This is a genomic window from Exiguobacterium sp. QJM3NY_9, assembly GCF_056173545.1.
Map to the genome: position 1 here is coordinate 983532 of NZ_CM149679.1, position 25740 is coordinate 1009271.

A 25740-nucleotide genomic window follows, 5' to 3' on the forward strand; every position below is an offset into this window, starting at 1 on the left:
GCGTTCGTTAGATTGTTCTAGTACAATGTAGGGTACAAACGATATAAGAATGTAAGGAAAAGAGGCGGTAAGGTATGAAGTTGACAGAAATACAGGATCCGTCATTTTTAAAGCGTATGTCAGTCTCAGAACTCGATGTGTTCGCAGGCGACATCCGACGCTTTTTGATTGAAGAATTGGCTACGACGGGTGGTCACTTAGCACCGAATCTAGGTGTCGTCGAATTGACATTAGCACTTCACCGAGAATTTGATAGTCCGAACGATAAATTTGTTTGGGATGTCGGTCACCAGGCATACGTGCATAAAATCTTGACGGGACGTGCGGGACAGTTTGATACGTTACGCAAACACAAAGGATTATGCGGATTCCCGAAACGAAATGAAAGCATTCATGACGTCTGGGAAACTGGGCATAGTTCGACCTCGTTGTCGGCAGCGATGGGTATTGCCGTCTCAAACGAGTTAAAAGGAAATGACGACCGCGCGATTGCGATCATCGGAGATGGTGCATTGACTGGTGGAATGGCACTTGAAGCTTTAAACCACATCGGTGCGGAACAACAAAATGTCATCGTCATCCTTAATGATAACGAGATGTCGATTGCACCGAACGTCGGTGCGATGCATCAGATGTTAGGTCGTATTCGTTCTTCACGTAAAGTCCGTTATGCGCAAGATGAACTTGAGACATTAATCAAGAAAATCCCGCTGATTGGTGGAAGTCTTGAAAAAGGTAGTGAAAAACTAAAAGAAGCCGTCAAAGGAGCACTTGTTCCAGGAATGTTCTTTGAAGAACTCGGTTTTAACTACTACGGTCCAGTCGATGGACATGACTTGACGGATTTGATTGAACAGTTGAATTACGTCAAAAAAGAGCAAGGTCCTGTCCTGCTTCATGTCATCACGAAAAAAGGAAAAGGGTATCGCCCAGCTGAATATGATGGAGTTGGAACCTGGCACGGTCTCGGACCATACAAGATGGAGTCTGGTGAAGTCATCAAAGGTAAATCGAAAGCGCCGAGTTATTCATTCACGGTCGCGAATACGTTGACGAAGATGGCACGAGATGATGAAAAATTAACATTGATTACACCGGCAATGAGCGTCGGTTCAAAACTCGATTGCTTTGAGAAGGAGTTCCCAAACCGAATGTTTGATGTCGGGATTGCGGAACAACATGCCGTCACGTTCGCGGCGGGTCAAGCGACGCAAGGGATGAAACCCGTCGTTTCCATTTATTCGACCTTCTTCCAGCGAGCTTACGATCAACTTGTCCACGATGTCGCGCGTCAAAATCTTGACGTGACGTTTACGATTGACCGGTCAGGTCTTGTCGGAGCAGACGGAGAAACACACCAAGGCGTCTTCGATATCGCGTTCATGCGCCACGTTCCGAATATCCGGATCGTCATGGCGAAAGACGAGAACGAACTGCAACATTTACTTTATTCGGCTGTGAAGTATGAAGGACCAATTGCTGTCCGTTTCCCAAGAGGGGAAGGAATCGGTGTAACGATGGATGAGACGTTACACGAAATTTCGCTCGATACATGGGAAGTCGAACGTGAAGGAACGGATGTTGCAATCATGGCATTCGGACCACAAGTCCAAGATGCGTTGAAAATCGCAGATCTGCTCGAGGGAGAACTGTCTGTTCGTGTCATCAATGCGCGGACAATCAAGCCACTCGACGGAAAGATGTTGGAGGCACTGTATGCGGAAGGTATTCCACTCGTCACGCTGGAGGAAGCAGTCTTAAAAGGCGGCTTCGGTTCTGCAGTTCTTGAACATGCGAATGAGCAGGAAGCGTTCCCGCGCGTCAAACGATTCGGTATTCCAGATTGGTATATCGAGCACGGTGGCGTCAATGAGCTACTTGAAGAAATCGGATTATTACCTGGACAAATCGCGGAAGAAGTACGTGCTTTTGTCAATCAAGGAAAGAAACAGAGTGTGTAACGATTAATGGAAAATGTTAAAAAAATCCGCCTCGACGTGTTACTCGTCGAGCGCGGTTTATGCGAAACACGTGAAAAAGCGAAGCGGACGATCATGGCCGGGCTCGTCTTCAGTGGAACGGAACGATTAGAGAAGGCAGGAGAAAAAGTGAAGTCCGACATCGACTTGGCCGTTAAAGGACAAGTGATGCCATACGTCGGGCGCGGTGGTTTTAAGATGGAGAAGGCACTTGAGGTCTTTGACATCGACGTGACGGACCGGACAGGGCTCGATATCGGTTCATCAACAGGTGGTTTTACGGACTGTGCCCTTCAAAATGGTGCGGCACATATGTACGCCCTCGATGTTGGATCAAATCAACTCGATTGGAAACTTCGGTCAGATCCTCGTGTGACGGCGATGGAGAAAACGAATTTCCGTCATGCGACACGAGACATGTTTCCTGTTCAACCAAGTTTCGCGACAATCGATGTCTCCTTTATTTCACTTCGTCTCATCATTCCACCACTGAAAACGATTTTAGCTGAGGAGGGCGACGTCATTGCCCTCGTCAAACCACAGTTTGAAGCGGGACGGGACGATGTCGGGAAAAAAGGAATCGTTCGGGATGAACGTGTTCACGGACGCGTTCTTGAGGAGATGGTCGAATTCTTCATTCGTGAAGGGTTCCATGTGAAGCAACTTGATTTTTCACCGATTACAGGTGGTGAAGGAAATATCGAGTTTCTCTTACATGCGCAGCTGACAACACCCGGCATGGAAACAATCGTTGACCCAGCGGATACGGTTCGTCTGGCACATCAAGCGTTGTAAAAAATAAAACTATCATGGAAGCAGACTTCGTCATGTTGGAGTCTGCTTCTTTTTTCGACCTGTACGAAAAATGGCAAACGTGGACTTTTCATGATTTATTGGATTACAATAGTAACAGCGAAGAATATAGCGAGGTGCAAGGATGACAAAGGGGCAACGGTTGATTAAGATTCGGGAAATCATTACGCAATCTGAAATCGAGACTCAAGATGAATTGGTCGAAGAACTTCGGAATGCTGGATACAAAGTGACGCAAGCGACTGTATCACGAGACATTAAGGAGCTACATCTTGTAAAGGTGCCGTTAAACGATGGCCGTTATAAGTATAGTTTGCCTGCCGATCAGCGTTTTAATCCATTAGGGAAATTACGCCGTTTACTAGGTGATAGCTTTATTTCGATTGATTTTGCTCAAAATTTGATTGTCATGCATGTCTTACCGGGTAACGCCAATGCAATCGGTGTCCTACTCGATCACTTAGGCTGGTCGGAACTGCTCGGGACGGTTTGTGGCGATGATACGATTTTAATGATTGCTCGAAGTGAAGATACAGCAAAAGAAGTGACGGAACGAATTTTAGGGATGCTTTAAGGAGTTGACAAGATGTTAGCTGAATTATCGATCAAACAATTCGCGATCATTGACCAGCTGCAGATTCATTTCAAAAAAGGAATGACTGTCTTGACTGGAGAAACGGGTGCTGGTAAATCCATCGTCCTCGATGCAATCGGTTTATTGATTGGCGGGCGGGGTTCTGCTGAATTTGTTCGTTATGGCGAAGATAAGGCGGAACTCGAAGGACTGTTCATGATTGAGGACGGGCATATGGTCTACACATTAGCTGAAGAATATGGCATCGACGTCGAAGATGGATCCATCATTTTACGCCGAGACTTATTTGCTTCTGGTAAAAGTGTTTGTCGTGTCAATAATAAGCTCGTCACGCTGACGATTTTACGTGAGTTCGGTCGTGTGCTCGTGGATCTTCATGGTCAACATGAACACCAACACTTGATGGAAAATACGTACCACCAATCGATTCTTGATGATTTTGGTCATGAGACGATTTCCTCGCGTCTGCACGAGTATCAAAAAAAGTTCGGGCTGTACGAGGAAAAACGGATGGCATTACAATCACTGGCACAGAGTGAGCAGGAACTTGCACAACGGATTGATTTATTATCATTTCAGACAGAAGAAATCACGAGTGCGAACCTTCGTCAAGGAGAAGAAGATGAACTGTTGAGTGAACGGAACCGACTCGCGAACTTCGAAAAGTTGCACGATTCGTTAAAAGCCGCCTACGATGCGCTTCATGATGAAATGCGCGGGATTGATTCAGTTGGGGATGCGATGCGGGAGCTGCAACAAGCATCGAGCATCGATGATCAGTTCGCGAATCAAAGTGATGCCATCGCGAGCGCTTTTTACGGTCTTGAAGAAGTCGGGTACGCGATTCGTGATCAACTTGAGACATTAGAGTTCGATTCGAACCGGTTAGACGAAATTGAACAGCGCTTATCTGTTTTCCAACAGCTGAAGCGGAAATATGGTGCGACAATCGAGGAAGTCATCGCCTATGGTGAAAAAATTGGGATTGAGCTTGATACGATGACGAATCGTGATGAACGCATTGAAAAGCTAAAGGCAGAAGTCGAGTTGCTTGAAAGTGAGCTGTTTGAGATTGGCAATAAGCTATCGAAGGCACGCCGAAAAGCGGCACAGTTGCTTGGCGAGGCGATTCATTTAGAACTGCGTGAACTCTACATGGAAAAAGCACGGTTCGAAATTCGGTTCATGCAAGATGGAAAAACGCCGGCCTTACGAAAAAATGGAATCGATCAAATTGAATTTTATATCATGACCAATGCGGGTGAACCGTTTAAATCGCTCGGGAAAGTCGCTTCCGGAGGGGAGCTATCGCGGATCATGCTCGGACTCAAGTCAATCTTCTCGCGTTCGCTCGGCGTCGCATCAATTATTTTTGATGAAGTCGATACGGGGGTATCGGGACGGGTCGCGCAAGCAATGGCGGAGAAAATCTATCGTCTATCGATTGAAGGACAAGTGCTCTGTATTACACACTTGCCGCAAGTCGCCTCGATGGCGGATCAGCATCTCTACATTCGTAAAGTCGAAGAGACGGACCGGACGACGACACAGGTCAACGTCTTGACGGAAGCAGACCGTGGAAATGAGCTTGGACGGATGATTTCCGGAACACATATGACGGACTTGACGCTTCGTCATGCGGAAGAATTGATGGACCAAGCAATGAGTATGAAGGAATCGCTTAAAAATGGGGTGTAAGGATTGATTAGAGTCGGGATCGCAGATGACAACCGAGAGATGGTCGAATTGATTCGCCAGCATCTCGCTACTCAAGAGGATATGGAAGTCGTATGTGTCGCATATGATGGGGAGAAGTGTCTTGAGAAATTAAAAGAAGTCGAGACCGATGTGTTGTTGCTAGACATCATCATGCCGCACCTGGATGGATTAGGGGTCCTCGAAGAATTGATGAAACAAAAAAATAATCCGGCTGTCATCATGTTGAGTGCCTTCGGTAAAGATGAGGTATCACAACAGGCAGTGACGTTAGGTGCTGCTTATTTCTTGCTGAAACCGTTCAGCATGAATCAGTTAGTCAACAAAATTCGCCTCGTGACGAACAATAATCCAACGATTCAACCGGAAACGATGGATTCGAAAATAGCGACCGTTTTACGAGAAGTCGGGATTGCGCCGCATATTAAGGGATTCACCTACTTAAAAGATGCGGTTGGACTCGTTTTAGAACGTGAAGAACTGCTCGGATTAATCACAAAAGAGTTATATCCGACGATTGCACGCAACCACGTGACGACGTCATCTCGTGTCGAGCGTGCGATGCGTCATGCAATTAAATCGGCCTGGAAAGAAGGGATGAGTGAACATACCCTGTTCACAGGTCGGATTGAACAAGAAAAGAGTCCGAAAAATTCCGAGTTCATCTCGTACGTCTCAAATTATATGAAACCGTCTTGAAATTGACCACTCGATCCGTGAGATCGAGTGGTCTTTACTGTGAATCAAAATGATTTTTGCTAGAAAGTGCCTTGTAAAGCTGATAGCTCGTCCGTGAGAACGAAGAGGGGGAGATGTGAGAGGCGCGAGTGACGAAGTAATAAAAGAAATTATTTATATTTATTAGAATATTCAATAAAAAAACATTGCATAAACTGAAATGTTTGTTATAATAAAGGTACCAAATCATTTGGAAAGACGTCAGATGAACGTCGAGTCGAATCGGTTTCCGGAGAACCCATTCCACAAGCCTCATCTCAGGACGCTACCTGTAAATAGCTCAAGAATGATGGACAACATTCTCTTGATAGATGTTTTATCAAGACCTTTCGTATCATTTCTAGATGAGAATCTCGAAGTGATAGGGACTTCCATGATTTCAAAGCAAGGGGAAAGTGGAAGGTAACGTAAATGTCCGAAATACAAGTACAGTTCGTGAAAAGGAGTGTTGTCTAGCAGTGATTGTTAGCAACCGAAAGTGTTACTGCTCGAAGCGGATGACATTAAGCTTCACCTAGGTCCAAGTACAGTCAGATAATGGAGTAGTATCACCATTCTATCGATCGCTCGATAGCCAGATCTGATTTCTTTCAACCTCTTCATTAAGAGGACAACCTATGGTATTGAAGTACACGAATAGTTCTACTATGAGAGGAGTTCATCCGTACGTGAATCCAACTTTATATGAGTAAAAGGTCCCGCGCTTGAAATGAGTTCAAGAGATGGGGACCTTTTTCTGTGTTCACTTTTTTTGATACCGTTCGGAGACTTTTCCACGTTTCTTATCACGATAAAAAACATACCCTGCGACAAAACCAATCCCACCCATCGCTAAGGCGAGTCCGACAACCCCCTGTAAAACATATACATAGGCCGAGTCCCCAAGGTATGCAAACGGGAACTGGGCAATTAAAAAGACACTGTCACGCATAAGTTTGATTCCGATGGCTCCAATGATGCCAGGAATCAATAAAGTTAGTAGTCCGATGATTCGCATAGAAGTGACCCCTTTCCAAGCGTATTGTATCAAAAATCAGGTAAGACTGCGAATCGGGTTTGCCCTCTTGTTTTATTATAGGTAGGATAAAGATGTAAGCAGTTTCAAAGGGGGAATAACGATGCATCATCTTCTGATTGTCGGTGCCGGACAAGGCGGGACGGAAGTGCTACATGCCTTCCAACGTTCACCGCTCTTGACGGTCATCGGAGTCGTTGATTCAAATGAACAAGCACCAGGTCTTCAGCTGGCAAGACGCGGAGAAATTCGTGTCGAGACATCTTGGACTGCCTTTGAAGGAACGACGGTCGACTTCATCATCGATGCGACGGGAAAACGTGGCGTATTCGAACAGTTGATTCAATTCTTTCCCGAAGCAGCCGTTCTGCCGGGGGAATTCGTACGCGTTCTGATTGAACGGCTGACGGAAAAAGAACGAATGCTTGAAGCCATCATTCATTGTACAAGTGAGGCAATTTCGGTTGCCGATCAAGACGGTCAAACGATGTTAATCAATCCGGCCTATACACGAATGACGGGGTACAGTGGACAGGACGTCATCGGTAAACCAGCAAGCGCTGACATCGGGATGCAGGAATCGGTTCACCTGCGCGTCCTTGAGACGGGTGAAAGTGTTCGTGATGCGCGGATGAAGATTGGACACGATCGACGTGATATCATCGTCAATGCGGAACCGGTCGTCGTGGATGGGCAAGTTCGGGGGTCGGTTGGTGTCATTCGTGATATTTCTGAAATGAAGGCGCTCGCGAAAGAATTGAAGGCGGCGCGTCAAAAAATTCGGACACTCGAGGCGAAATATACGTTTGACGATATCATCGCTGAAAGTGAAGCGATGCGTTTCGTCGTCGATCAAGCAAAGCTTGCTGCAACGATGCCGGTTAATGTCTTGATTCGGGGAGAGTCAGGAACAGGCAAAGAATTGTTTGCGCATGCGATTCACGCTGCGAGTGAGCGGCGATACGAACAGCTTGTCCGTGTTAACTGTGCAGCAATCGCTCCTAGTCTGTTAGAGAGTGAGCTGTTTGGTTATGAAGAAGGAGCGTTCTCGGGAGCGCGCCGTGGTGGAAAGCGTGGTTATTTTGAAGAGGCGCATGGCGGATCACTTTTTCTTGATGAAATTGGAGAACTGCCGCTCGATGTACAAGTGAAGTTATTACGGGTCTTACAAGAAAATGAAGTCGTTCGCGTCGGTGGGACGAAATCGGTACCGGTCGATGTAAGAATCATTGCAGCGACAAATGCGAACCTGGAGCAAAAAATCATTACCGGTGAGTTTCGCGAAGATCTTTACTACCGGATCAATCGCCTTCCGATTCACATACCAGCCTTGCGTGAACGCCCGGATGATCTTTTGCCGCTATCAACGCACTTGCTACGGAAGTTAAATCAAAGTTATGGCCGGTCCGTCGCCCGGATTTCGGAAGATGCACTGGAAGTGATTCGAAAGCAGGAGTGGAAAGGAAATGTCCGTGAGCTTGAGAATGTCATCGGTCGTGCGTTGATCTTTACGGACAAGACGGAAGATGTTTTACGAAAAGGCCACCTCCAGCTCGATCATCCGGTCGCTAAAAAACAAGTTGAACGTCCTAAAAAAGAAATTAAGCATCTGTCTGACGAGATGTCTTATGTCGAGGAACGTTTGATTCGCGAAGCTCTCGAGGCTTTTGATGGCAATAAAACAGAAGCCGCTAAACAACTCGGCATTTCCTTGCGTGCTTTGTATTATAAAGTGGAGCGATTTAATATTTATCAATAATTTGCAATTTTTTGCGTGCAACATATTGCATTGAATGCAATTAAATGCAAAATTAAGAAGGGGTTCATGCCAAAAAGAGAGCGTTTTCATATTGGCATGAAAATTGCTAATAGATTTATTGAGTGACAGGTTAGGGGGAAACAAAGTGAAGTTTGATCAAATGCTAAAACAAGCTGCTCAGCTTGAGGATTCAATCGTTGCGATTGCTTCCGCGGATGACGAAGAAGTCATGGATGCCGTCGCACTTGCGATTGAACATGATTTAGCTCGCTTTCATTTATTTGGGGATGCGACCCGGATTCAACAGATGATCCATGCGCGTGGATTGTCAGAGTCGCAATTTGTGATCACACACACTGCGACTGCTCAAGAGGCAGCAGAACGTGCAGCTTACGCTGTACGTAAAGGGGATGCGAGCGTCTTGATGAAAGGACTTGTTCCGACAGCAACGTTCATGAAAGCCGTTCTGAACAAAGAGATGGGATTACGTTCGGGGAACGTCTTATCTCATGTCGCATTGTTTGAAGTACCAGGTCGCGAATCGGCAATTGGTTTGACGGATGCCGCGATTCATATCGCACCGACGCTTGAAGATAAGGTCCACATCATTGAAAACGGGGTATCGGCACTTCGCGCAATCGGCTATACACTTCCGAAAGTAGCCGTCCTCGCAGCAGTCGAGGTCGTTAATCCGACAATGCAGGCGACGATCGACGCCGCCTTATTGACACAGATGAACCGCCGCGGTCAAATCAAGGATTGCCTTGTCGATGGACCACTCGCGCTTGATAACGCCGTCAATCTAGACGCAGCCAAACAAAAAGGACTGACAGGTGACGTTGCGGGGGCAGCAGATCTTCTTGTCGTGCCACAAATTGAAGTCGGGAACGTCATTTATAAATCACTGATGTATTTTGCACATGCTTCAGTCGCAGCCATTTTAGTTGGAGCGAAAGCACCCGTCGTATTGACAAGTCGGGCAGATACGGCAGAAGCGAAACTCTATTCATTAGCCTTTGCTTTACTTAATGCGCAACAAACGAAAAAAATCAAACAAACAATCTGAGGAGGAACTTAAAATGGTTGAAACAAATGTAGAAACACGCTTTAGTATCTTTGAAACAATGGAAATGGAAGATTATGAACAAGTCGTGTTCTGTCATGATAAAGTTTCGGGGTTAAAAGCCATCATCGCCATCCACGATACGACGCTCGGCCCTGCACTTGGCGGTCTTCGTATGTGGAACTATGCATCTGACGAAGAAGCATTAGTTGATGCTCTTCGTTTATCAAAAGGGATGACGTATAAAAATGCAGCAGCGGGCCTCAACCTCGGTGGCGGGAAAGCCGTCATCATCGGTGATGCAAAAACTCAAAAATCAGAAGCATTATTCCGTGCGTTCGGCCGTTATGTTCAATCATTGAACGGGCGTTACATCACAGCAGAGGACGTCAATACGACCGTTGCTGACATGGATTATATTCATATGGAAACAGATTTCGTGACAGGTGTCAGTCCAGCCTTCGGTTCAAGCGGAAACCCGTCACCGGTCACAGCGTACGGTGTTTACCGCGGGATGAAAGCGGCAGCCAAAGAAGTCTACGGAACAGATTCGCTTGGCGGAAAAACCATTGCCATCCAAGGTGTCGGGAACGTGGCATTCAATCTTTGCCGCCATCTCCATGAAGAAGGTGCAAAATTAATCGTCACGGACATCAATCAAGATGCCTTACGTCGTGCGGAAGAAGCATTCGGTGCTTTAATTGTCGGACCAGATGAAATTTACAGCGTTGACGCCGATATCTTCGCACCATGTGCGCTTGGGGCAACATTGAACGACGAAACGATTCCTCAACTGAAAGTCAAAGTCATCGCCGGTGCGGCAAACAACCAGCTGAAAGAAGATCGCCACGGTGACATGCTCGAAGAACGCGGTATTCTGTACGCACCAGACTTCGTCATCAATGCAGGTGGTGTCATCAACGTCGCGGACGAACTGGATGGATACAACCGTGACCGGGCAATGAAAAAAGTTGAACTTGTGTATGACGCTGTTGCAAAAGTCATCGAGATTTCAAAACGTGACCACTTGCCGACGTATCGTGCAGCTGAAAAAATGGCAGAAGAGCGGATTGCGACGATGCGCAGTGCACGCAGTCAATTCTTACGTCGTGATAAAAATATCTTAGGGTCACGCGGATAAGAGGAGGATTCAGATGAGCGAACGTATTTTAACGATCAATCCAGGTTCGACTTCGACGAAGATTGGAATCTTCGAAGGAACGGAGCAGTTGTTTGCGAAGACGTTACGCCACCCAGCTGAAGCGGTCGGAGGACCGCTTCACGTTCAGCTGGAAATACGGCGTCAAGTGGTGTTGGATGTATTGGCACAAGAAAAGATTGAATTGAAAGCGCTTACGGCGGTTGTCGGGCGCGGTGGCCTGCTTCGTCCGCTCGTCAGTGGGACGTATGCCGTCAACCAGGAAATGCGTGAAGATTTGTTGAGTGGTATTTTTGGCGTCCATGCATCGAATCTTGGAGGTCTATTAGCAGACGAAATCGCCCGGACATTATCCATCCCATCGTTCATCGTCGACCCGGTCGTTGTAGACGAACTTGAGCCGATTGCCCGACTTACGGGATTACCTGAACTTGAACGCAAAAGCATTTTTCATGCCTTGAATCAAAAAGCAGTCGCGAAACGATATGCGAAACAAGCGGAGATGCCGTATGAGGAAATGCGTCTGATCGTCGCACACATGGGAGGCGGGATTACCGTCGGTGCACATCTCGACGGACGGGTCATCGATGTCAATAATGGTCTTGACGGGGAAGGGTCATTTTCGCCGGAACGAAGCGGGTCCCTTCCTGTTGGTCAACTAGTAGAACTATGTTATAGTACCAAGTATAAACTCGAGGAAATGAAGCGTCTGGTCGTAGGGTCAGGCGGACTTGTCGCGCACCTAGGGACATTTGACGCAATCGAAATTGAACGTCGAATCGATGCCGGGGACGAGAAGGCTGCCTTACTGTACGACGCGATGGCTTACCGGATTGCAAAAGAAATTGCTGCCCAAAGTGCAGTCTTATATGGTCAAATCGATGCCATCATTTTAACGGGTGGCTTAGCATACAGTGACCGGTTGACGAGTGCAATCGAAGAACGCATCGCACACCTCGGACAAGTGATCCGGATTCCGGGTGAAGATGAGTTACGTGCACTTGCGGAAGGTGTAATACGCGTTTTACGTGGAGAAGAAGAAGTTAAGGAATATGGAGGCGAACCAACATGGCTAGAGAATTCGACGTCGTTGTCTTAGGTGGCGGACCGGGTGGTTATGTCGCAGCAATTCGCGCTGCACAAGCCGGCAAGACGGTTGCAATCGTAGAACAAGGAAAACTCGGGGGAACCTGTTTACACCGTGGCTGTATCCCTTCAAAGGCACTCTTGAAATCAGCAGCGGTCTATCAGACAGTCAAACACGCCGCTACATATGGCGTCGACGTACCGGAGTCGTTTTTACGATTCGAACAGGTCAAACAACGGAAACAAGACATCATCGATGGACTGGAATCCGGGATTCAACATTTGATGAAAAAAGGCAAAATCGAAGTCTTCCATGGTCGGGGATCGATTCTTGGACCAAGCATCTTTTCACCGATGCCGGGGACAATCAGTGTCGAACCGGAAGAAGGGGAAGGGGAATTGATTTTACCGCGCCAATTGATTGTCGCGACAGGATCACGTCCGCGTCCGCTAGCCGGTCTGTCGTTTGATTCCGAATATGTCCTCAGTTCGGATGAAGCACTCGACATGAATGCGTTACCTGACTCGATCGTCATCATCGGCGGGGGGGTCATCGGAATCGAGTGGGCCTCAATGTTGACGGACTTTGATGTCAATGTCACGGTCGTCGAGTTCAGCGACCGGATTTTACCAACTGAAGATCAGGCGGTCAGCCGTGAAGTCGCCCGTCAGTTGAAAAAACGCGGGGTCAAGATTTTGACGAGCGCGGCTGCGCAAAGTGACAGCTTCAAGATGACGGAGTCCGGTGTGACGATCGACGTCGATCGAAATGGTGACATCACGACGCTTGCGGCGGACAAGTTACTTGTCGCAATCGGACGGATGGCGAACGTCGAAGGGATCGGGCTTGAGAACACGAACATCGTCGTCGAAAACGGGTTTATTCAAGTCGATGATGATTTCCGAACGAAAGACAATCATATCTATGCGATTGGCGATGTCATCGGACGTCTGCAACTGGCACACGTTGCATCCGCTGAAGGCGCAAAAGCGGTCGAAGCAATCGTCAATGGATCGACGACGCCGCTCAACTACGCGTTTGTCCCGCGCTGTATCTACAGTGTACCGGAAGCAGCTTCGGTCGGGCTGACGGAAGCTGAAGCAAAAAATGCCGGAATGGACGTCAAAACGGGGATGTTTTCGTTTAACGGACTCGGTAAGGCACGCATCGAAGGCGAAGCCGCCGGATTCATCAAGCTGGTCTCTGATGCCAAAACGGACGATTTAGTCGGCGTCCATATCGTCGGACCAAAAGCGACGGAACTGATTAGCGAAGGCGGGCTGGCGCTTGTCTTGAATGCGACGGCATGGGAAGTCGGGCAGCTCGTTCACCCGCACCCGGCCCTGTCAGAAGCATTCGGTGAAGCAGCATTAGCAGTTGACGGATTAGCGGTTCACGCATAAGGAGGAATAACAGATGGAAAAAATAGAATTTAAAGAACTCGTTGAGCTCGGACTGACGGAGCAGGATGCAATCCAGATGTTTGAGACGATGGTACGGGCACGAAAAATCGATGAGCGGATGTGGAAATTGAACCGGGCCGGTAAGATTCCGTTCCTCGTTTCTTGCCAAGGGCAAGAGGCGGCGCAAGTCGGGGCGGCATTCGCACTCGAAAAAGGAACGGATTATATTTTACCGTACTACCGTGATTTAGGGGTCGTCCTTCATTTCGGTCAAACATCGCGTGACATCATGTTGTCTGCGTTCGCGAAAGCGGAAGATCCGAACTCAGGTGGACGTCAAATGCCGGGACACTACGGCTCACGTGCTTTAAACATCGTCACGGGATCAAGCCCTGTCACGACACAAGTCCCGCATGCGGTCGGGATCGCCCTGGCTGCGAAGATGCGTAAGGAACCACTTGTCGCGTACGTTTCGTTTGGTGAAGGATCATCGAACCAAGGGGATTTCCATGAAGGGGCAAACTTTGCCGGGATTCATAAATTACCGGTCATTCTCTTCTGTGAGAACAATAAATATGCGATTTCAACACCACTCTCGAAACAATTGTCAGCGAAACATGTCGCAGACCGCGCAATCGGCTATGGCATGCCGGGTGTGACGATTGACGGGATTGATCCACTCGCCGTCTATAAAGCAGTCAAGGAAGCACGTGACCGTGGCATTCGTGGGGAAGGTCCGACGTTGATCGAAGTCGAAGTTGAACGCCTTGTCCCTCACTCGTCAGACGATGATGATAAATCGTATCGTTCGGCAGAAGAACTGGCAGAACTGAAAACACGCGACGGCATCAAGATTTTCCGGGCGAAATTGATTGATATGGGTGTCTTGACGGAGGAGTCAGCGACAGAAATCGAGACGACGCTCGAACGTGAAGTCGAAGAAGCGACGGCTTATGCAGAAGCAGCGGCGTATGACTTACCGGAAAACGCACTTCGTTACGTGTACGACGAGGAGGAAACGAAATGACGACATTAAGTTTAATTGAAGCCATCAATAGCGCGATTAAAGAAGAAATGGAACGGGATGATTCTGTCTTTATCTTAGGAGAAGACGTCGGTGTCCGTGGTGGAGTATTCCGGGCGACACAAGGATTGCTCGAGCAGTTCGGGGAAGAACGTGTCATCGATGCACCACTTGCTGAGAGTGCGATTGCGGGTGTCGGGATTGGAGCCGCCATGTATGGTATGCGTCCGATTGCTGAGATGCAGTTCGCCGACTTCATCATGCCGGCCGTCAACCAAATCGTCAGTGAAGCGGCAAAAATCCGGTACCGTTCGAACAACGACTGGATTTGTCCAATCGTCATCCGCGCACCCTTTGGTGGCGGAATTCATGGTGCGTTGTACCATTCGCAATCAGTCGAAGCGATGTTCAATTCGACGCCGGGTCTAAAAATCGTCATTCCGTCAAACCCATACGATGCCAAAGGGTTATTGAAGGCAGCGATTCGCTCGAATGATCCTGTGCTGTTCTTTGAACATAAACGGGGATATCGGTTGTTAAAAGGTGAAGTTCCGGAAGAAGACTACACGGTTGAAATCGGGAAAGCTGATGTCAAACGGGACGGAGAAGACGTCACCGTCATCTCATACGGACTTTGTGTCCAAATGGCGCTTGACGCAGCAGCACGTCTTGAAAAAGACGGCATCGACGTCCATATCCTTGATCTTCGGACCGTCTATCCGATCGACCGGGCGGCAGTCGTCGCAGCGGCACAAAAAACGGGTAAAGTCTTGCTCGTGACGGAAGACAATAAAGAAGGCAGTGTCATGAGTGAAGTCTCGGCAATCATCGCGGAAGAAGCTTTGTTCGATTTGGATGCACCAGTCGAACGGTTGTGCGGCCCCGATGTACCGGCGATGCCATACGCACCGACGATGGAGAAGTTCTTCAACATCTCAAGCGAAAAAATCGAAGATAAAATCCGGACGCTCTACGCGTACTGAGGGGGACCCGTCAATGAAGACAGAAACATTAACGATGCCACAACTTGGTGAGAGCGTGACGGAAGGAACGATTTCGTTATGGCTCGTCAAACCAGGAGATACCGTCAAAAAGTATGATCCGATTGCTGAAGTCATCACCGATAAAGTGACAGCCGAAGTACCATCGTCGTTTGATGGTGTCATCGACAAGCTGCTTGCTGAAGAAGGGGACACGCTCCAAGTCGGGGAAGCAATCGTCACGTTACAAGTCAGTGGTGGATCGACGGAAGTCGCAGCGACTGAAGAAGAAATCCCGGCTGTAAAAGAGCAGATGACGGAAACGGATCAGTCGATGAAAAAACGCTATTCACCAGCTGTGCTGAAGTTATCAGCAGAACACGGCATTAATCTCGATCACGTCAACGGGACGGGAGCGGGCGGCCGGATTACACGCAAAGATTTGCTGAAGCTCGTTGAATCCGGTCAAGTCAATCAGCCGGATGTTGTCGAGGCCCCGACGATTGAGACCGTACCGACGCCGGCGAAAGCGGCAGTCGAGGCACCGGCACCGAAGTCTGCGCCAAAACCGACGATGAGTACGACGGAAGACGGCGATATTGAAATTCCGACGGCGGGTGTCCGTCAAGCGATCGCCAGTAACATGGTGCGCTCGAAACAGGAAGCACCTCACGCCTGGTTGATGGTTGAAGTCGACGTGACGAATTTGGTCGAAGCACGGAATCGTCATAAAGATCAGTTCTTCAAACAAGAAGGCGTCAAATTGACGTTCTTACCGTTCTTCATGAAAGCGACAGTCGAAGGACTGAAGAAACACCCGATCATGAACTCACAGTGGGCAGGCGATAAAATCATTCAAAAACGGGCGATCAACTTATCACTCGCCGTCGCGACGCAAGAAGCGTTATTTGTCCCGGTCGTCAAACATGCGGATGAATTGAGTATTAAAGGACTCGCTCGGGCGATCGATGACTTCGGTAAACGAGCACAGGCCGGCAAGTTATCGTCAAGCGAGATGCAAGGTGGTACGTTTACCGTCAATAACACAGGTTCATTCGGTTCGATTCAATCGGCACCAATCTTGAACTTCCCGCAAGCGGCGATTTTATCAGTCGAATCAATCGTCAAGCGCCCGGTTTGGGTCAACGGGATGTTCGCAGCACGTGACATGGTGAACTTATGTATGTCGATCGATCACCGTGTACTTGACGGGTTAGTGGCCGGTCAATTCCTGCAGACGGTCAAGCAGGCGCTCGAATCGATCGACCCGGATCAACTCGCTTTATACTAAATAGTTGACAGGTCGGTCGAAGCGACGTAATATAATAAACAATTGAACAACACAACGCTACGATGAAGAAGAGTAGCCCGTGAAACGATTGAAGAGAGCTGATGGGTGGTGCGAATCAGTATCGGGAAACAGGTGAATGGGCTTTTGAGCATCAGACCGAACTTGAAGTAGGCTCTGACGGTGACCTCCCGTTATCGAGGACGACGAATCAGGTGCGCCGGTTCGTTCGAGGGGACTATTGTATAGTCAACGAAGGTGGTACCGCGGGTTTTCCCGTCCTTCATGTGAATCATCACATGAAGGACAGGAAGACCCTTTTCGTATACAACAACATAAAAAAATCGATGAATGAGTTAAGTAGTTAAACACATCACTGTTTCAGAGAGCCGGAGAAGGGTGGGACTTCGGCACAGGGAGGTTTAATGAATGGTCTCATGAGAGCATGGCTGAATTTACAGTAGGTCATGACGGAAGCCCCCGTTATCGCAGGCTACGGTGTCCTTGAAATGAGGAAGCACCGGAAAAGTGGGAACGCAACAACCGTTCCAATCGAGGTGGCACCGCGAGTTAATCGTCCTCCATGTAGCAATTGCTACATGGAGGACTTTTTTTATACTAGGAGGCGAAATCAGGATGATTCAGACAGAAGAATTAGTAATCGAACGACTTGAGATGAACGGGGACGAGCTGACACCGATTTCGATTTTTCGACGGATTGATGGGGAACGAAAATGTTTACTCGAAAGTTCGACCCAGTCCGGGAATGCACGTTACTCAATCATCGGGGTCGACCCGGTCGCTCTGCTACGGGCAGAGGGGAATCGAGTCACGCGGCATGATTTAAAGACGGACGAATCGGTTACGACGATCGGCGATCCGGTCCATTTACTACAACACTACATCACACGACCAACAAGTGAACAGGACTTACCCTTTTTAAGTGGGGCGATCGGTTACGTCGGCTATGATACGATTCGCGCCTATGAAAACATCGGAGTGATGCCAAAGGTCGATCGGAACCTACCGGATGCGTTACTCGCCGTCTATGATGAAATCATTTTATATGATCATCTTGAACATCGCGTCCACTTAGTCCATACGTCACTCGGTGGTGTGATGGACCGCAGTGAGATGATGGAGCGGTTGGAGCAAAGAAAGCAACAACTCGAACGGACCGGGGAGCAAACCTTACTGGAACGTCCCCTTGAAAATATTTCATATCAGCCGCAGATGGAGAAGGAAGATTTTATCCAGCTCGTGGAACAAGCGAAACAACATATTCGAAAAGGAGACGTCTTCCAACTGGTGTTATCGCAACGACTCGATGCGACCTTCGCGGGTGATCCGTTCCACTTTTATCGGAAGTTACGGCAAGACAACCCGAGTCCGTATCTCTTTTATATCGACCTCGGCGAGTTGATTGTCCTTGGGGCATCGCCGGAAAGTCTCGTTCAGGTCAAGGGACGCCGCGTGACGACGAATCCGATTGCTGGGACACGGCGCAGAGGACAAACGAAACAAGAAGACGAACGGTTGGCAGCTGAGCTCGTTGCAGACGAGAAGGAACGGGCCGAACATCGGATGCTCGTCGATCTTGGACGCAATGATCTCGGCAAGGTCTGTCAGGTCGGAAGCATTAATGTATCGCGCTACATGGAAATCGAACGTTTCAAAAACGTGATGCATCTTGTATCCGTCGTCGAAGGGACGTTAGCGAACGGGCAGACAGGAGCTGATGCCTTGATTTCTTGTTTACCCGCTGGAACGGTCTCCGGGGCACCGAAAATTCGAGCGATGCAATTGATTGAACAGTATGAAACGCTGAAGCGGGAAGTGTATGCGGGCGCCGTCGGTTACTTCGATGTCAGTGGAAATCTTGATTTTGCACTCGCAATTCGGACGATGGTCATCAAGGACGGTACGGCATATGTCCAAGCTGGTGCCGGAATCGTCTATGACTCGGACCCAACGCTCGAATATGAAGAGACATTGCATAAAGCGAAGTCGTTACTGGAGGTTTGGAAATGATTTTATTGATTGATAACTATGATTCCTTTACCTATAACTTGTATCAATATGCGGCGGAACATACCGCCGTGCAAGTCGTCCGTAACGATGCGATGACGATCGAAGGCATTCAAGACTTGCAACCGGACGGAATCATTTTATCGCCGGGGCCGGGCAATCCGAATGATGCCGGGATTTGTCTAGATGTCATCAAACAACTGTCCGGTTCGATTCCAATCCTCGGCGTCTGTCTCGGTCACCAAGCAATCGGACAAGCCTTCGGGGGACAAGTCGTCCAGGCAACGGACATCATGCACGGCAAGACATCGATGATTCGACAGAACGGGAACTTATTTAAGGGACTCGCAGAACAATTCGAAGTCATGCGGTATCATTCACTGATCGTTGACCGCGAGACGACACCCGACGTGTTACGCATTACGGCGGAAACAGTAGACGGGACGATCATGGCATTTGAACATATCGAACACCCGACATACGGGATTCAGTTTCACCCAGAGTCGGTCGGAACGATCGACGGAAAACAAATCGTCAAACGATTCATTGAACTGACAGGGGAGTGACAAGACATGAAAGAGATATTAACGAAACTAGCAGCTGCGAAGCATTTACGATACGAAGAGATGCAACAAGCAGCACGACAACTGTTTGAACCGAACGTGACCGATAGCGAAATCGCAGCATTTCTCGTCGCCTTAAAAGCAAAAGGAGAAACAGCGGATGAACTGGCGGGACTTGCCTCAATCATGCGGGAAGTCGCACTCGACATTCCGGTCACAGGAACGGACTTCATCGACAACTGCGGGACGGGTGGCGATGGCTCACAGTCATTCAACATCAGTACGACAGCCGCCTTCGTTCTCGCAGGTGCAGGCTCGAAAGTCGCCAAGCACGGTAACCGGAGTATCTCGAGTAAAACGGGCAGTGCCGATGTCCTCGAGGCATTAGGTGTTAAACTGGATGAAACACCCGAGCAACTCGCAAACCGACTCGAAGAAAACGGGATTGCGTTCTTATTCGCTCAGCGGATGCACCCGCGTGTCAAACAAATCATGAAGGTCCGGAGCGATTTACGGATCCCGACGATCTTCAACTTGATTGGTCCGTTAACGAACCCGGTCTCTTTAAAAACACAATTGCTCGGGATTTACCGGGAAGATTTACTCGAGACGATGGCGTTGACGTTACACCGTCTCGGACGCAAACGGGCAATCGTCTTACACGGAGCGAATGGAATGGATGAAGCGTCTCTCGCGGGAACGAACCAACTTGTGTTACTCGACGACGGAGAACTGATTCGCTTCAGTCTTCACCCGGAAGAAGTCGGATTGACCGTCGCCCCACTCGAAGCGATCCGTGGCGGGTCGGCACAAGAAAATGCCGACATCTTACTACGTGTCCTTGACGGGGAAGCGGGACCCTACCGAGATACGGTCTTACTCAACGCCGGCATCGCCCTGTTCGCGGAAGGACGGGTCAAAACGATTCGGGAAGGAATCGATTGTGCGATCGTCAGTATCGATTCCGGACAAGCACGAGAAAAACTGCGACAATTGCAACAGACGAAACGACAGGAGGCAATCGGATGAATATTTTAGACCGCATCATTGAAACGAAAAAACGTGAAGTAGCTGAACTCAAGGTGTCGGGAGTCAAGCAGATCGAACGGTCACCGTTACGCCGTTCGATTCACGAACGACTCGGCCAAGACGACTTGTCGGTCATCGCGGAAATCAAACGGGCGTCTCCTTCAAAAGGTGACATCTCGCTCGACGTCGACCCTGTCGCTCAAGCAAAACGGTATGCAGCGAGCGGGGCAACGGTCATCTCGGTTTTGACGGATACGACGTATTTCAAAGGAAGCATGGCGGATCTTGAGGCGGTCGCAAATGCGGTCGATGTGCCCATCCTCTGTAAAGATTTTATGATTGACCGGATTCAAATCGACCTTGCGAAAGCGCATGGAGCGAGCTTAATCCTATTGATCGTCGCGGCACTTGACGAAGCGACACTGGAAGACTTGTATCACTATGCCTACGCAAACGGTCTCGAAGTTTTGGTGGAAGTCCATGATGAAGCGGAACTGAAGCAAGCAGAACAGCTCGGTGCACGGATCATCGGCATCAACAACCGGAACTTAAAAAAGTTCGCTGTCGACTTAGCGACATCGACACGGCTGTTGCAGGCGAAGCGTCCGGGTGTCCGGTATATCAGTGAAAGCGGGATTCAGACGGTCGAGCAGGCACGTCAGCTTCATCAGGACGGGGCAGACGGCATTTTAGTCGGTGAAACGCTGATGCGCGCAGAGGATCCCGCCGCCTTCATTCAAGCAGTCAACGGACCGGTCTATGACACGCATTAAATTTTGCGGGTTACGGCGCGCCGATGATGTGGTGGTCGCGAGCCGACTCGCCGACTACATCGGTTTCGTGTTCGCGCCGAGTAAACGTCAGGTCACGCTTGAACAGGCCGCCGAATTGCGGCAATTGGTTCCGGCAACGGTCCAAGTCGTCGGTGTGTTCGTCTCGCCGACCTTACAAGAAGTCGAAGCGGCGATTGAAACGGTGGGACTGGATTTGATTCAAATTCACGGTATGGTGGACGAAGCGATTCGTACACAAACGAAAGTTCCGATCATTCAGGCACTCGTCGCGGGCGCCACTTTAATCGATACGGAGGCTGATTACATTCTCTATGACGCGCCACAAGCTGGAAGCGGACAACCGTTCGATTGGTCGACGGATTTAACAAGTACACGACCGATGTTCGTCGCAGGTGGTTTGACACCATCGAACGTCGCAGCAGCGATCGCGCGCTATCAACCGTTCGCAGTTGATGTCTCGAGCGGAATCGAAACGGAGTTTCAAAAAGATCAACAAAAAATGCTGGCATTCGCACATGCCGTAAAGGGGAGATGAGCACGATGGGTTATTCACAACCAGATGCACTTGGTCAGTATGGGGTTTATGGTGGGCGCTACATTCCGGAAACATTGATGCAAGCCGTCCTTGAACTGGAACAGGCCTATGCCGAAGTCAAAGAGGATCCGGCGTTTTATGAACGGATGAACGATCTCTTAAAAAATTACGTCGGGCGTGAGACGCCACTCTACTTCGCGGAACACTTGACGCGGGAAATCGGTGGCGCAAAGATTTACTTGAAACGGGAAGACCTGAACCATACGGGCGCTCATAAAATCAATAATACGATTGGACAAGCTCTACTCGCAGAGCGGATGGGAAAACGAAAAATCGTCGCCGAGACCGGTGCCGGACAACACGGTGTTGCGACGGCGACCGTCTGTGCCTTACTTGATTTAGAATGTGTCATCTTCATGGGGGAAGAGGATGTCCGGCGTCAAGAATTGAACGTCTTCCGGATGGAACTGCTTGGGGCGAAGGTCATCCCGGTCACACAGGGCAGTCGGACCCTGAAGGATGCCGTTAATGAAGCGTTACGTTACTGGGTCAAACATGTTGAGGATACACACTATTTGATGGGATCGGTTCTCGGACCACATCCGTTCCCGGAACTTGTCCGTGACTTCCAATCCGTCATCGGGAAAGAGACACGGGCGCAAATCCTTGAAAAAGAAGGTGTGTTGCCGCATGCGATCGTCGCTTGTGTCGGTGGCGGGAGTAACGCGATTGGTATGTTCCATCCGTTCATCGATGATGAAACGGTTGCGCTGTACGGAATTGAAGCAGCGGGAGACGGAATTGAGACGGACAAACACGCAGCGACGATGACGAAAGGGGAAGTCGGTGTCTTACACGGGTCGATGATGTACTTGCTACAGGATGCGCACGGTCAAGTCACGGAAGCCCATTCGATTTCAGCAGGGCTCGATTATCCAGGCGTCGGACCGGAACATAGTCTCTTAAAAGACATTGGCCGTGTCCAGTATGAAGCCGTCACGGATCAAGAAGCACTCGATGCGCTCCAGTTGTTATGCCAAAAAGAAGGCATCATTCCAGCGCTCGAAACGGCACATGCCGTCGCCCATGCGACGAAGCTTGCGAAAGACATGTCGGAAGACGAGATTCTCGTCATCTGTTTATCCGGCCGCGGTGATAAAGATGTCATGACGGTCAGATCGGCCTTAAAGGGGGAAGCGTGATGCGATTAGAACAAGCAATCCGAACAGTCAATGACCGTGGTGAAAAAGCATTTATTCCGTATGTCATGGGAGGTGACGGTGGAATCGACCGTCTGCCAGACATTTTGGCATTTCTCGAACGGAGTGGGGCGACCGCGATCGAAGTCGGTGTCCCGTTCTCGGACCCTGTCGCGGATGGTCCGGTCATTCAAGAAGCCGGTCTTCGGGCGCTGGCACACGAAGTCAGCTTACACGACGTCCTCGAAGCGATTCGGGTCGCACGTCAAGAAACGACGGTCCCGATCGTCGTCATGACCTACTTGAATCCGATTTTCCGCTTCGGCATCGATGTATTTCTTGCGACATGTCGCGAAGTCGGTGTCGACGGCTTAATCATTCCGGACTTACCACTCGAACAGAGTGCGCAGTTTTTTGCGAAGCATGATAAACAAGACATCGCCCTCGTCCAACTTGTTTCATTGACGAGTCCGATCGAACGGATTCAAAAAATCGCGAATCAAAGTGAAGGCTTCCTTTACGCTGTCACCGTCAATGGGACGACAGGGGGACAGACGACGTTCGGTGAGTCGCTCGAAGCCCATCTCGCAAATGTCGCGGAACTAAGTCCCGTTCCGGTCCTCGCCGGCTTTGGAATCAGTACGCCGGCACACGTCAAACAGTTAGGCGCTTCGGTCGCAGGTGTCATCGTCGGTAGTAAAATCGTTGAATTGTTACAACAAGAAGATAGATCGGCGATTGAGCAATTGATGGCAGCCCGGTTACCCGATCTTCACGTCTGACTAAAAAAGATCTGACTCATCCGTCAGACCCACATCAATCAAATGGCCGATGATTCCACTTTTTACGGAATCATCGGCCATTTTACGTTTCTTCGTAAAAAGCGGTGACGGGCGACCCTGCAGCAAACATCAGCTGAAATCGCACCCTTGACCAATCGTCTTACTTGGCCTCTTTCAAGACTTCGGCGACGAGACCGGAGACATAGGGGCTGCCCCGGTCTTCCTGCTCGACCGATTCAATCATCATCGCGACGAGTAACGTCGGGTCATCGTTGTCATAACCGACGAAAAAGCCATTTTCCTTCCCCTTCGTTTCTCCCGCCTGCTTGAGTTCAGCTGTACCTGTCTTACCGGCAACGGCGACTTCCTGTATGTCGGCAGGTAAGTCATATCCGGCATGGACGACATCATACAAGTCTTTCCGGATCATCGAGGCGTCGTTCTTAGAGATTAAATCCTGTTTCCAGATCTGTTTCGTTTTTTCATCCGCCCGTAACGTCGGCTGATAGATGATTCCGTCCGTCAAAAAGATTTCGTACATCGAAGCGAGGTGGACGATGTTCGTCAACATCTGACCTTGTCCGTACGATGTATCCATTAATTGACCGTCGGATGAAATGGTCCCGTCGTTTGAAATCTGTGAAGCCCGCATCGGATAGGCGAACGGAATTTTTTCACCGTAACCGAGTGCCTCCAGTCCATTCGTAAAGGTGTCAGCACCTACTTCAAGTGTCGATTGCGCGAAATAAATATTATCCGAGTAGACTAACGCATTGTGTAAATCGACGGGATCAGGTGTCTCGTGGATGCGGGTGACGTTGAAACCGTCTTTTTTCCACTTTAAGCCGTCAATCGAATAGGCTTTATCCGGATTTAACTTCCCGGCGTTTAGACCGATGGAAGCCGTCAACGGCTTTTGTGTGGATCCGGGTGCAAAGGCACTCGTAAAACGATTGAGTAACGGTTGATCTTGATCATTCGTCAATGTATCGAGTCGGTCTTGCGAGATGCCGAGTGTGAACTCACTTGGATCAAAACCGGGTGAGCTCACGAGGGTCCGTGTTTCACCGGTCCTTGGGTCAAGTGCAGTTGCGACACCCGGTTCACCGTTCATCGTCTCGTACGTCGATTGTTGGAGCGCACCATCGATCGTCAGCGTAATGTCTTTCCCGTCTTTGACCTTCGTCTCGGCGACGGTTACCGGTTCGTCCTGGTTCGACTTCACGATTTCGATGCTCGTTCCGGACTGGCCACGAAGTTCATCATCGAAAACCTGTTCAAGTCCGCGTTTACCAACCTGTTCACCAGCTTGGATTTTATTGTTCGATTGTTCGACGTTTTCAGCGGTCGCCGATCCAACATAGCCGATTAAATGGGACGTCGCTTCACCGTATGGGTAAGTCCGCACTTCTGTTTCCTTGACGCTGACCCCTTTAAGTGCCGTCAAGCGCTTAACGGTTGCTTCGTCAGACGGATCAAATGTTTTTAACGGAACGAACTGACCGTCTTTGACCCAAGATGCCGATAGGGCGTCGTCAATCGAAGCCGTCGACCGGTCGAGGAGCGTAGCAAGTTTTTTCTTGGCAGCAGCATCAAGCTGACCGGCCGTCACGCCGACTTCAAAGCCTTGACCGGTCGTCGCGAGCGATTTTTCATTCCGGTCAATTAAATCACCGCGTTTTGCGGTAAGCGTGTTCAATTTGATTTGATCCGCTTGTTCAAAGTCTTCGAACAGGAAGGAAGGATCCCAGTCGACGTACCAATTGTCTGTATCTTTGTTTGTCTCGTAGACGAGTGGGACCTTTTTCTTGAACGATACAGGTCCTGCGACCGTATCGAATTTGACGGTGACAGGCAATAGTTGTTTCTTCTCATCATCTGTGTCGGGTGCTTTTCCCGGAGTAATGGAAATATTTTTGATTTCAAGCGTATCGTTCAATTTTTTCGTTCGTTCGATGAACTGACTTTCACCGTACTCTTTTTGTGTCGTTTGACTGACATAATCCGCATACATCTTGTCATAGTCTTGTTTTTCCCAAAGCTTTGAATAGGAAGCGAGTCGTTCTTCTGCTGTCGGCTGATCTTGACACCCGACAAGAATTCCGATGCTCGCAGCACTTGTTGCGGCAAACAAAAGTGAGCGTGATTTCAAGGTGAATCCCTCCTTAAAAGCATTTATTTAATCACCGTA

General features: G+C 49.1%; 22 protein-coding genes and 2 other annotated features. Of the genes, 20 read left to right on the plus strand and 2 right to left on the minus strand.

Annotated elements, in window-relative coordinates; translation table 11 throughout:
- Window positions 1-74 precede the first annotated feature (74 nt).
- The 5 genes from dxs to spo0A all read left to right on the plus strand — a co-directional run bounded on the left by dxs (window position 75) and on the right by spo0A (window position 5802).
- The gene (gene dxs / locus AC0VYQ_RS04910; protein ID WP_159172691.1) at window positions 75-1961 is read left to right on the plus strand and encodes a 1-deoxy-D-xylulose-5-phosphate synthase; all 1887 of its coding nucleotides are present in this window, start codon (window positions 75-77) and stop codon (window positions 1959-1961) included.
- 6 nt (window positions 1962-1967) lie between these two features.
- Window positions 1968-2774 (plus strand): TlyA family RNA methyltransferase, encoded by an 807-nt coding sequence (locus AC0VYQ_RS04915; protein WP_088836614.1) that lies wholly within the window; start codon window positions 1968-1970, stop codon window positions 2772-2774.
- Between the two features lie 142 nt (window positions 2775-2916).
- Window positions 2917-3366, plus strand: a complete 450-nt coding sequence (ahrC, locus tag AC0VYQ_RS04920) for a transcriptional regulator AhrC/ArgR (RefSeq protein ID WP_088836615.1) — start codon at window positions 2917-2919, stop codon at window positions 3364-3366.
- A gap of 12 nt (window positions 3367-3378) precedes the next feature.
- A complete protein-coding gene (gene recN / locus AC0VYQ_RS04925; RefSeq protein ID WP_214810742.1) occupies window positions 3379-5085 on the plus strand; it encodes a DNA repair protein RecN in 1707 nt (568 codons plus the stop codon).
- A 3-nt stretch (window positions 5086-5088) separates the two neighbouring features.
- Entirely contained in the window at window positions 5089-5802 is a 714-nt protein-coding gene (spo0A, locus tag AC0VYQ_RS04930) for a sporulation transcription factor Spo0A (RefSeq protein ID WP_214893056.1), read from the plus strand.
- 781 nt (window positions 5803-6583) lie between these two features.
- On the opposite strand, the gene AC0VYQ_RS04935 is transcribed toward spo0A, so the two are convergent.
- Entirely contained in the window at window positions 6584-6838 is a 255-nt protein-coding gene (locus AC0VYQ_RS04935; RefSeq protein WP_029333078.1) for a DUF2627 family protein, read from the minus strand.
- 121 nt (window positions 6839-6959) lie between these two features.
- On the opposite strand from AC0VYQ_RS04935, the gene AC0VYQ_RS04940 reads away from it, so the two are divergent.
- The 15 genes from AC0VYQ_RS04940 to trpA all read left to right on the plus strand — a co-directional run bounded on the left by AC0VYQ_RS04940 (window position 6960) and on the right by trpA (window position 23549).
- On the plus strand, window positions 6960-8615 hold the full coding sequence (locus tag AC0VYQ_RS04940) for a sigma-54 interaction domain-containing protein (RefSeq protein WP_088836618.1): 1656 nt from the start codon (window positions 6960-6962) through the stop codon (window positions 8613-8615).
- A gap of 145 nt (window positions 8616-8760) precedes the next feature.
- Window positions 8761-9681, plus strand: a complete 921-nt coding sequence (gene yqiS, locus AC0VYQ_RS04945; RefSeq protein ID WP_475404353.1) for a phosphate butyryltransferase — start codon at window positions 8761-8763, stop codon at window positions 9679-9681.
- A 13-nt stretch (window positions 9682-9694) separates the two neighbouring features.
- Complete coding sequence (locus AC0VYQ_RS04950; RefSeq protein ID WP_088836620.1) at window positions 9695-10819, plus strand: Leu/Phe/Val dehydrogenase; 1125 nt, start codon at window positions 9695-9697, stop codon at window positions 10817-10819.
- A 13-nt stretch (window positions 10820-10832) separates the two neighbouring features.
- Window positions 10833-11936 (plus strand): butyrate kinase, encoded by a 1104-nt coding sequence (gene buk / locus AC0VYQ_RS04955; protein WP_475404354.1) that lies wholly within the window; start codon window positions 10833-10835, stop codon window positions 11934-11936.
- Window positions 11906-13327, plus strand: coding sequence for a dihydrolipoyl dehydrogenase (gene lpdA / locus AC0VYQ_RS04960; protein WP_214801013.1), 1422 nt, complete (start codon window positions 11906-11908; stop codon window positions 13325-13327). The genes buk and lpdA overlap by 31 nt, the downstream gene beginning before the upstream one ends.
- Before the next feature lie 13 nt (window positions 13328-13340).
- Window positions 13341-14354 (plus strand): thiamine pyrophosphate-dependent dehydrogenase E1 component subunit alpha, encoded by a 1014-nt coding sequence (locus tag AC0VYQ_RS04965; protein ID WP_029333083.1) that lies wholly within the window; start codon window positions 13341-13343, stop codon window positions 14352-14354.
- A complete protein-coding gene (locus AC0VYQ_RS04970; protein WP_088836623.1) occupies window positions 14351-15334 on the plus strand; it encodes an alpha-ketoacid dehydrogenase subunit beta in 984 nt (327 codons plus the stop codon). The genes AC0VYQ_RS04965 and AC0VYQ_RS04970 overlap by 4 nt, the downstream gene beginning before the upstream one ends.
- A gap of 13 nt (window positions 15335-15347) precedes the next feature.
- Window positions 15348-16622 (plus strand): dihydrolipoamide acetyltransferase family protein, encoded by a 1275-nt coding sequence (locus tag AC0VYQ_RS04975; RefSeq protein WP_475404355.1) that lies wholly within the window; start codon window positions 15348-15350, stop codon window positions 16620-16622.
- Window positions 16623-16672: 50 nt separating this feature from the next.
- Window positions 16673-16906, plus strand: a binding site (T-box leader).
- Window positions 16907-16957: 51 nt separating this feature from the next.
- Window positions 16958-17204 (plus strand) — a binding site (T-box leader).
- Between the two features lie 51 nt (window positions 17205-17255).
- Complete coding sequence (gene trpE, locus AC0VYQ_RS04980; protein ID WP_475404356.1) at window positions 17256-18650, plus strand: anthranilate synthase component I; 1395 nt, start codon at window positions 17256-17258, stop codon at window positions 18648-18650.
- A complete protein-coding gene (locus AC0VYQ_RS04985; protein WP_475404357.1) occupies window positions 18647-19213 on the plus strand; it encodes an anthranilate synthase component II in 567 nt (188 codons plus the stop codon). Before trpE ends, AC0VYQ_RS04985 begins: the two co-directional genes overlap by 4 nt.
- A 6-nt stretch (window positions 19214-19219) precedes the next feature.
- A complete protein-coding gene (trpD, locus tag AC0VYQ_RS04990; RefSeq protein ID WP_088836628.1) occupies window positions 19220-20239 on the plus strand; it encodes an anthranilate phosphoribosyltransferase in 1020 nt (339 codons plus the stop codon).
- The gene (gene trpC / locus AC0VYQ_RS04995; RefSeq protein ID WP_475404358.1) at window positions 20236-21012 is read left to right on the plus strand and encodes an indole-3-glycerol phosphate synthase TrpC; all 777 of its coding nucleotides are present in this window, start codon (window positions 20236-20238) and stop codon (window positions 21010-21012) included. Before trpD ends, trpC begins: the two co-directional genes overlap by 4 nt.
- Complete coding sequence (locus AC0VYQ_RS05000; protein WP_475404359.1) at window positions 20999-21568, plus strand: phosphoribosylanthranilate isomerase; 570 nt, start codon at window positions 20999-21001, stop codon at window positions 21566-21568. Before trpC ends, AC0VYQ_RS05000 begins: the two co-directional genes overlap by 14 nt.
- Window positions 21569-21573: 5 nt before the next feature.
- The gene (trpB, locus tag AC0VYQ_RS05005) at window positions 21574-22770 is read left to right on the plus strand and encodes a tryptophan synthase subunit beta (RefSeq protein ID WP_475404360.1); all 1197 of its coding nucleotides are present in this window, start codon (window positions 21574-21576) and stop codon (window positions 22768-22770) included.
- Complete coding sequence (trpA, locus tag AC0VYQ_RS05010) at window positions 22770-23549, plus strand: tryptophan synthase subunit alpha (RefSeq protein ID WP_475404361.1); 780 nt, start codon at window positions 22770-22772, stop codon at window positions 23547-23549. Before trpB ends, trpA begins: the two co-directional genes overlap by 1 nt.
- Window positions 23550-23709: 160 nt before the next feature.
- Here trpA and AC0VYQ_RS05015 read toward each other — a convergent pair whose 3' ends face one another.
- Window positions 23710-25701 carry a penicillin-binding transpeptidase domain-containing protein gene (locus tag AC0VYQ_RS05015; protein ID WP_475404362.1) on the minus strand — a complete coding sequence of 664 codons (1992 nt, stop codon included), beginning with the start codon at window positions 25699-25701 and terminating at the stop codon, window positions 23710-23712.
- Between the last annotated feature and the right edge of the window lie 39 nt (window positions 25702-25740).

Bases quoted from the DNA above. Each gene is read 5' to 3' on its own strand.
- recN (WP_214810742.1), top strand. From the start codon at position 3,379: ATGTTAGCTGAATTATCGATCAAACAATTCGCGATCATTGACCAGCTG.
- buk (WP_475404354.1), top strand. From the start codon at position 10,833: ATGAGCGAACGTATTTTAACGATCAATCCAGGTTCGACTTCGACGAAG.
- AC0VYQ_RS04985 (WP_475404357.1), top strand. From the start codon at position 18,647: ATGATTTTATTGATTGATAACTATGATTCCTTTACCTATAACTTGTAT.
- AC0VYQ_RS05000 (WP_475404359.1), top strand. From the start codon at position 20,999: ATGACACGCATTAAATTTTGCGGGTTACGGCGCGCCGATGATGTGGTG.
- ahrC (WP_088836615.1), top strand. From the start codon at position 2,917: ATGACAAAGGGGCAACGGTTGATTAAGATTCGGGAAATCATTACGCAA.
- dxs (WP_159172691.1), top strand. From the start codon at position 75: ATGAAGTTGACAGAAATACAGGATCCGTCATTTTTAAAGCGTATGTCA.
- AC0VYQ_RS04965 (WP_029333083.1), top strand. From the start codon at position 13,341: ATGGAAAAAATAGAATTTAAAGAACTCGTTGAGCTCGGACTGACGGAG.
- trpC (WP_475404358.1), top strand. From the start codon at position 20,236: ATGAATATTTTAGACCGCATCATTGAAACGAAAAAACGTGAAGTAGCT.
- trpB (WP_475404360.1), top strand. From the start codon at position 21,574: ATGGGTTATTCACAACCAGATGCACTTGGTCAGTATGGGGTTTATGGT.
- AC0VYQ_RS04915 (WP_088836614.1), top strand. From the start codon at position 1,968: ATGGAAAATGTTAAAAAAATCCGCCTCGACGTGTTACTCGTCGAGCGC.
- AC0VYQ_RS04935 (WP_029333078.1), bottom strand. From the start codon at position 6,838: ATGCGAATCATCGGACTACTAACTTTATTGATTCCTGGCATCATTGGA.
- AC0VYQ_RS04940 (WP_088836618.1), top strand. From the start codon at position 6,960: ATGCATCATCTTCTGATTGTCGGTGCCGGACAAGGCGGGACGGAAGTG.
- AC0VYQ_RS04975 (WP_475404355.1), top strand. From the start codon at position 15,348: ATGAAGACAGAAACATTAACGATGCCACAACTTGGTGAGAGCGTGACG.
- AC0VYQ_RS04950 (WP_088836620.1), top strand. From the start codon at position 9,695: ATGGTTGAAACAAATGTAGAAACACGCTTTAGTATCTTTGAAACAATG.
- trpE (WP_475404356.1), top strand. From the start codon at position 17,256: ATGATTCAGACAGAAGAATTAGTAATCGAACGACTTGAGATGAACGGG.
- AC0VYQ_RS04970 (WP_088836623.1), top strand. From the start codon at position 14,351: ATGACGACATTAAGTTTAATTGAAGCCATCAATAGCGCGATTAAAGAA.
- trpD (WP_088836628.1), top strand. From the start codon at position 19,220: ATGAAAGAGATATTAACGAAACTAGCAGCTGCGAAGCATTTACGATAC.
- lpdA (WP_214801013.1), top strand. From the start codon at position 11,906: ATGGCTAGAGAATTCGACGTCGTTGTCTTAGGTGGCGGACCGGGTGGT.
- trpA (WP_475404361.1), top strand. From the start codon at position 22,770: ATGCGATTAGAACAAGCAATCCGAACAGTCAATGACCGTGGTGAAAAA.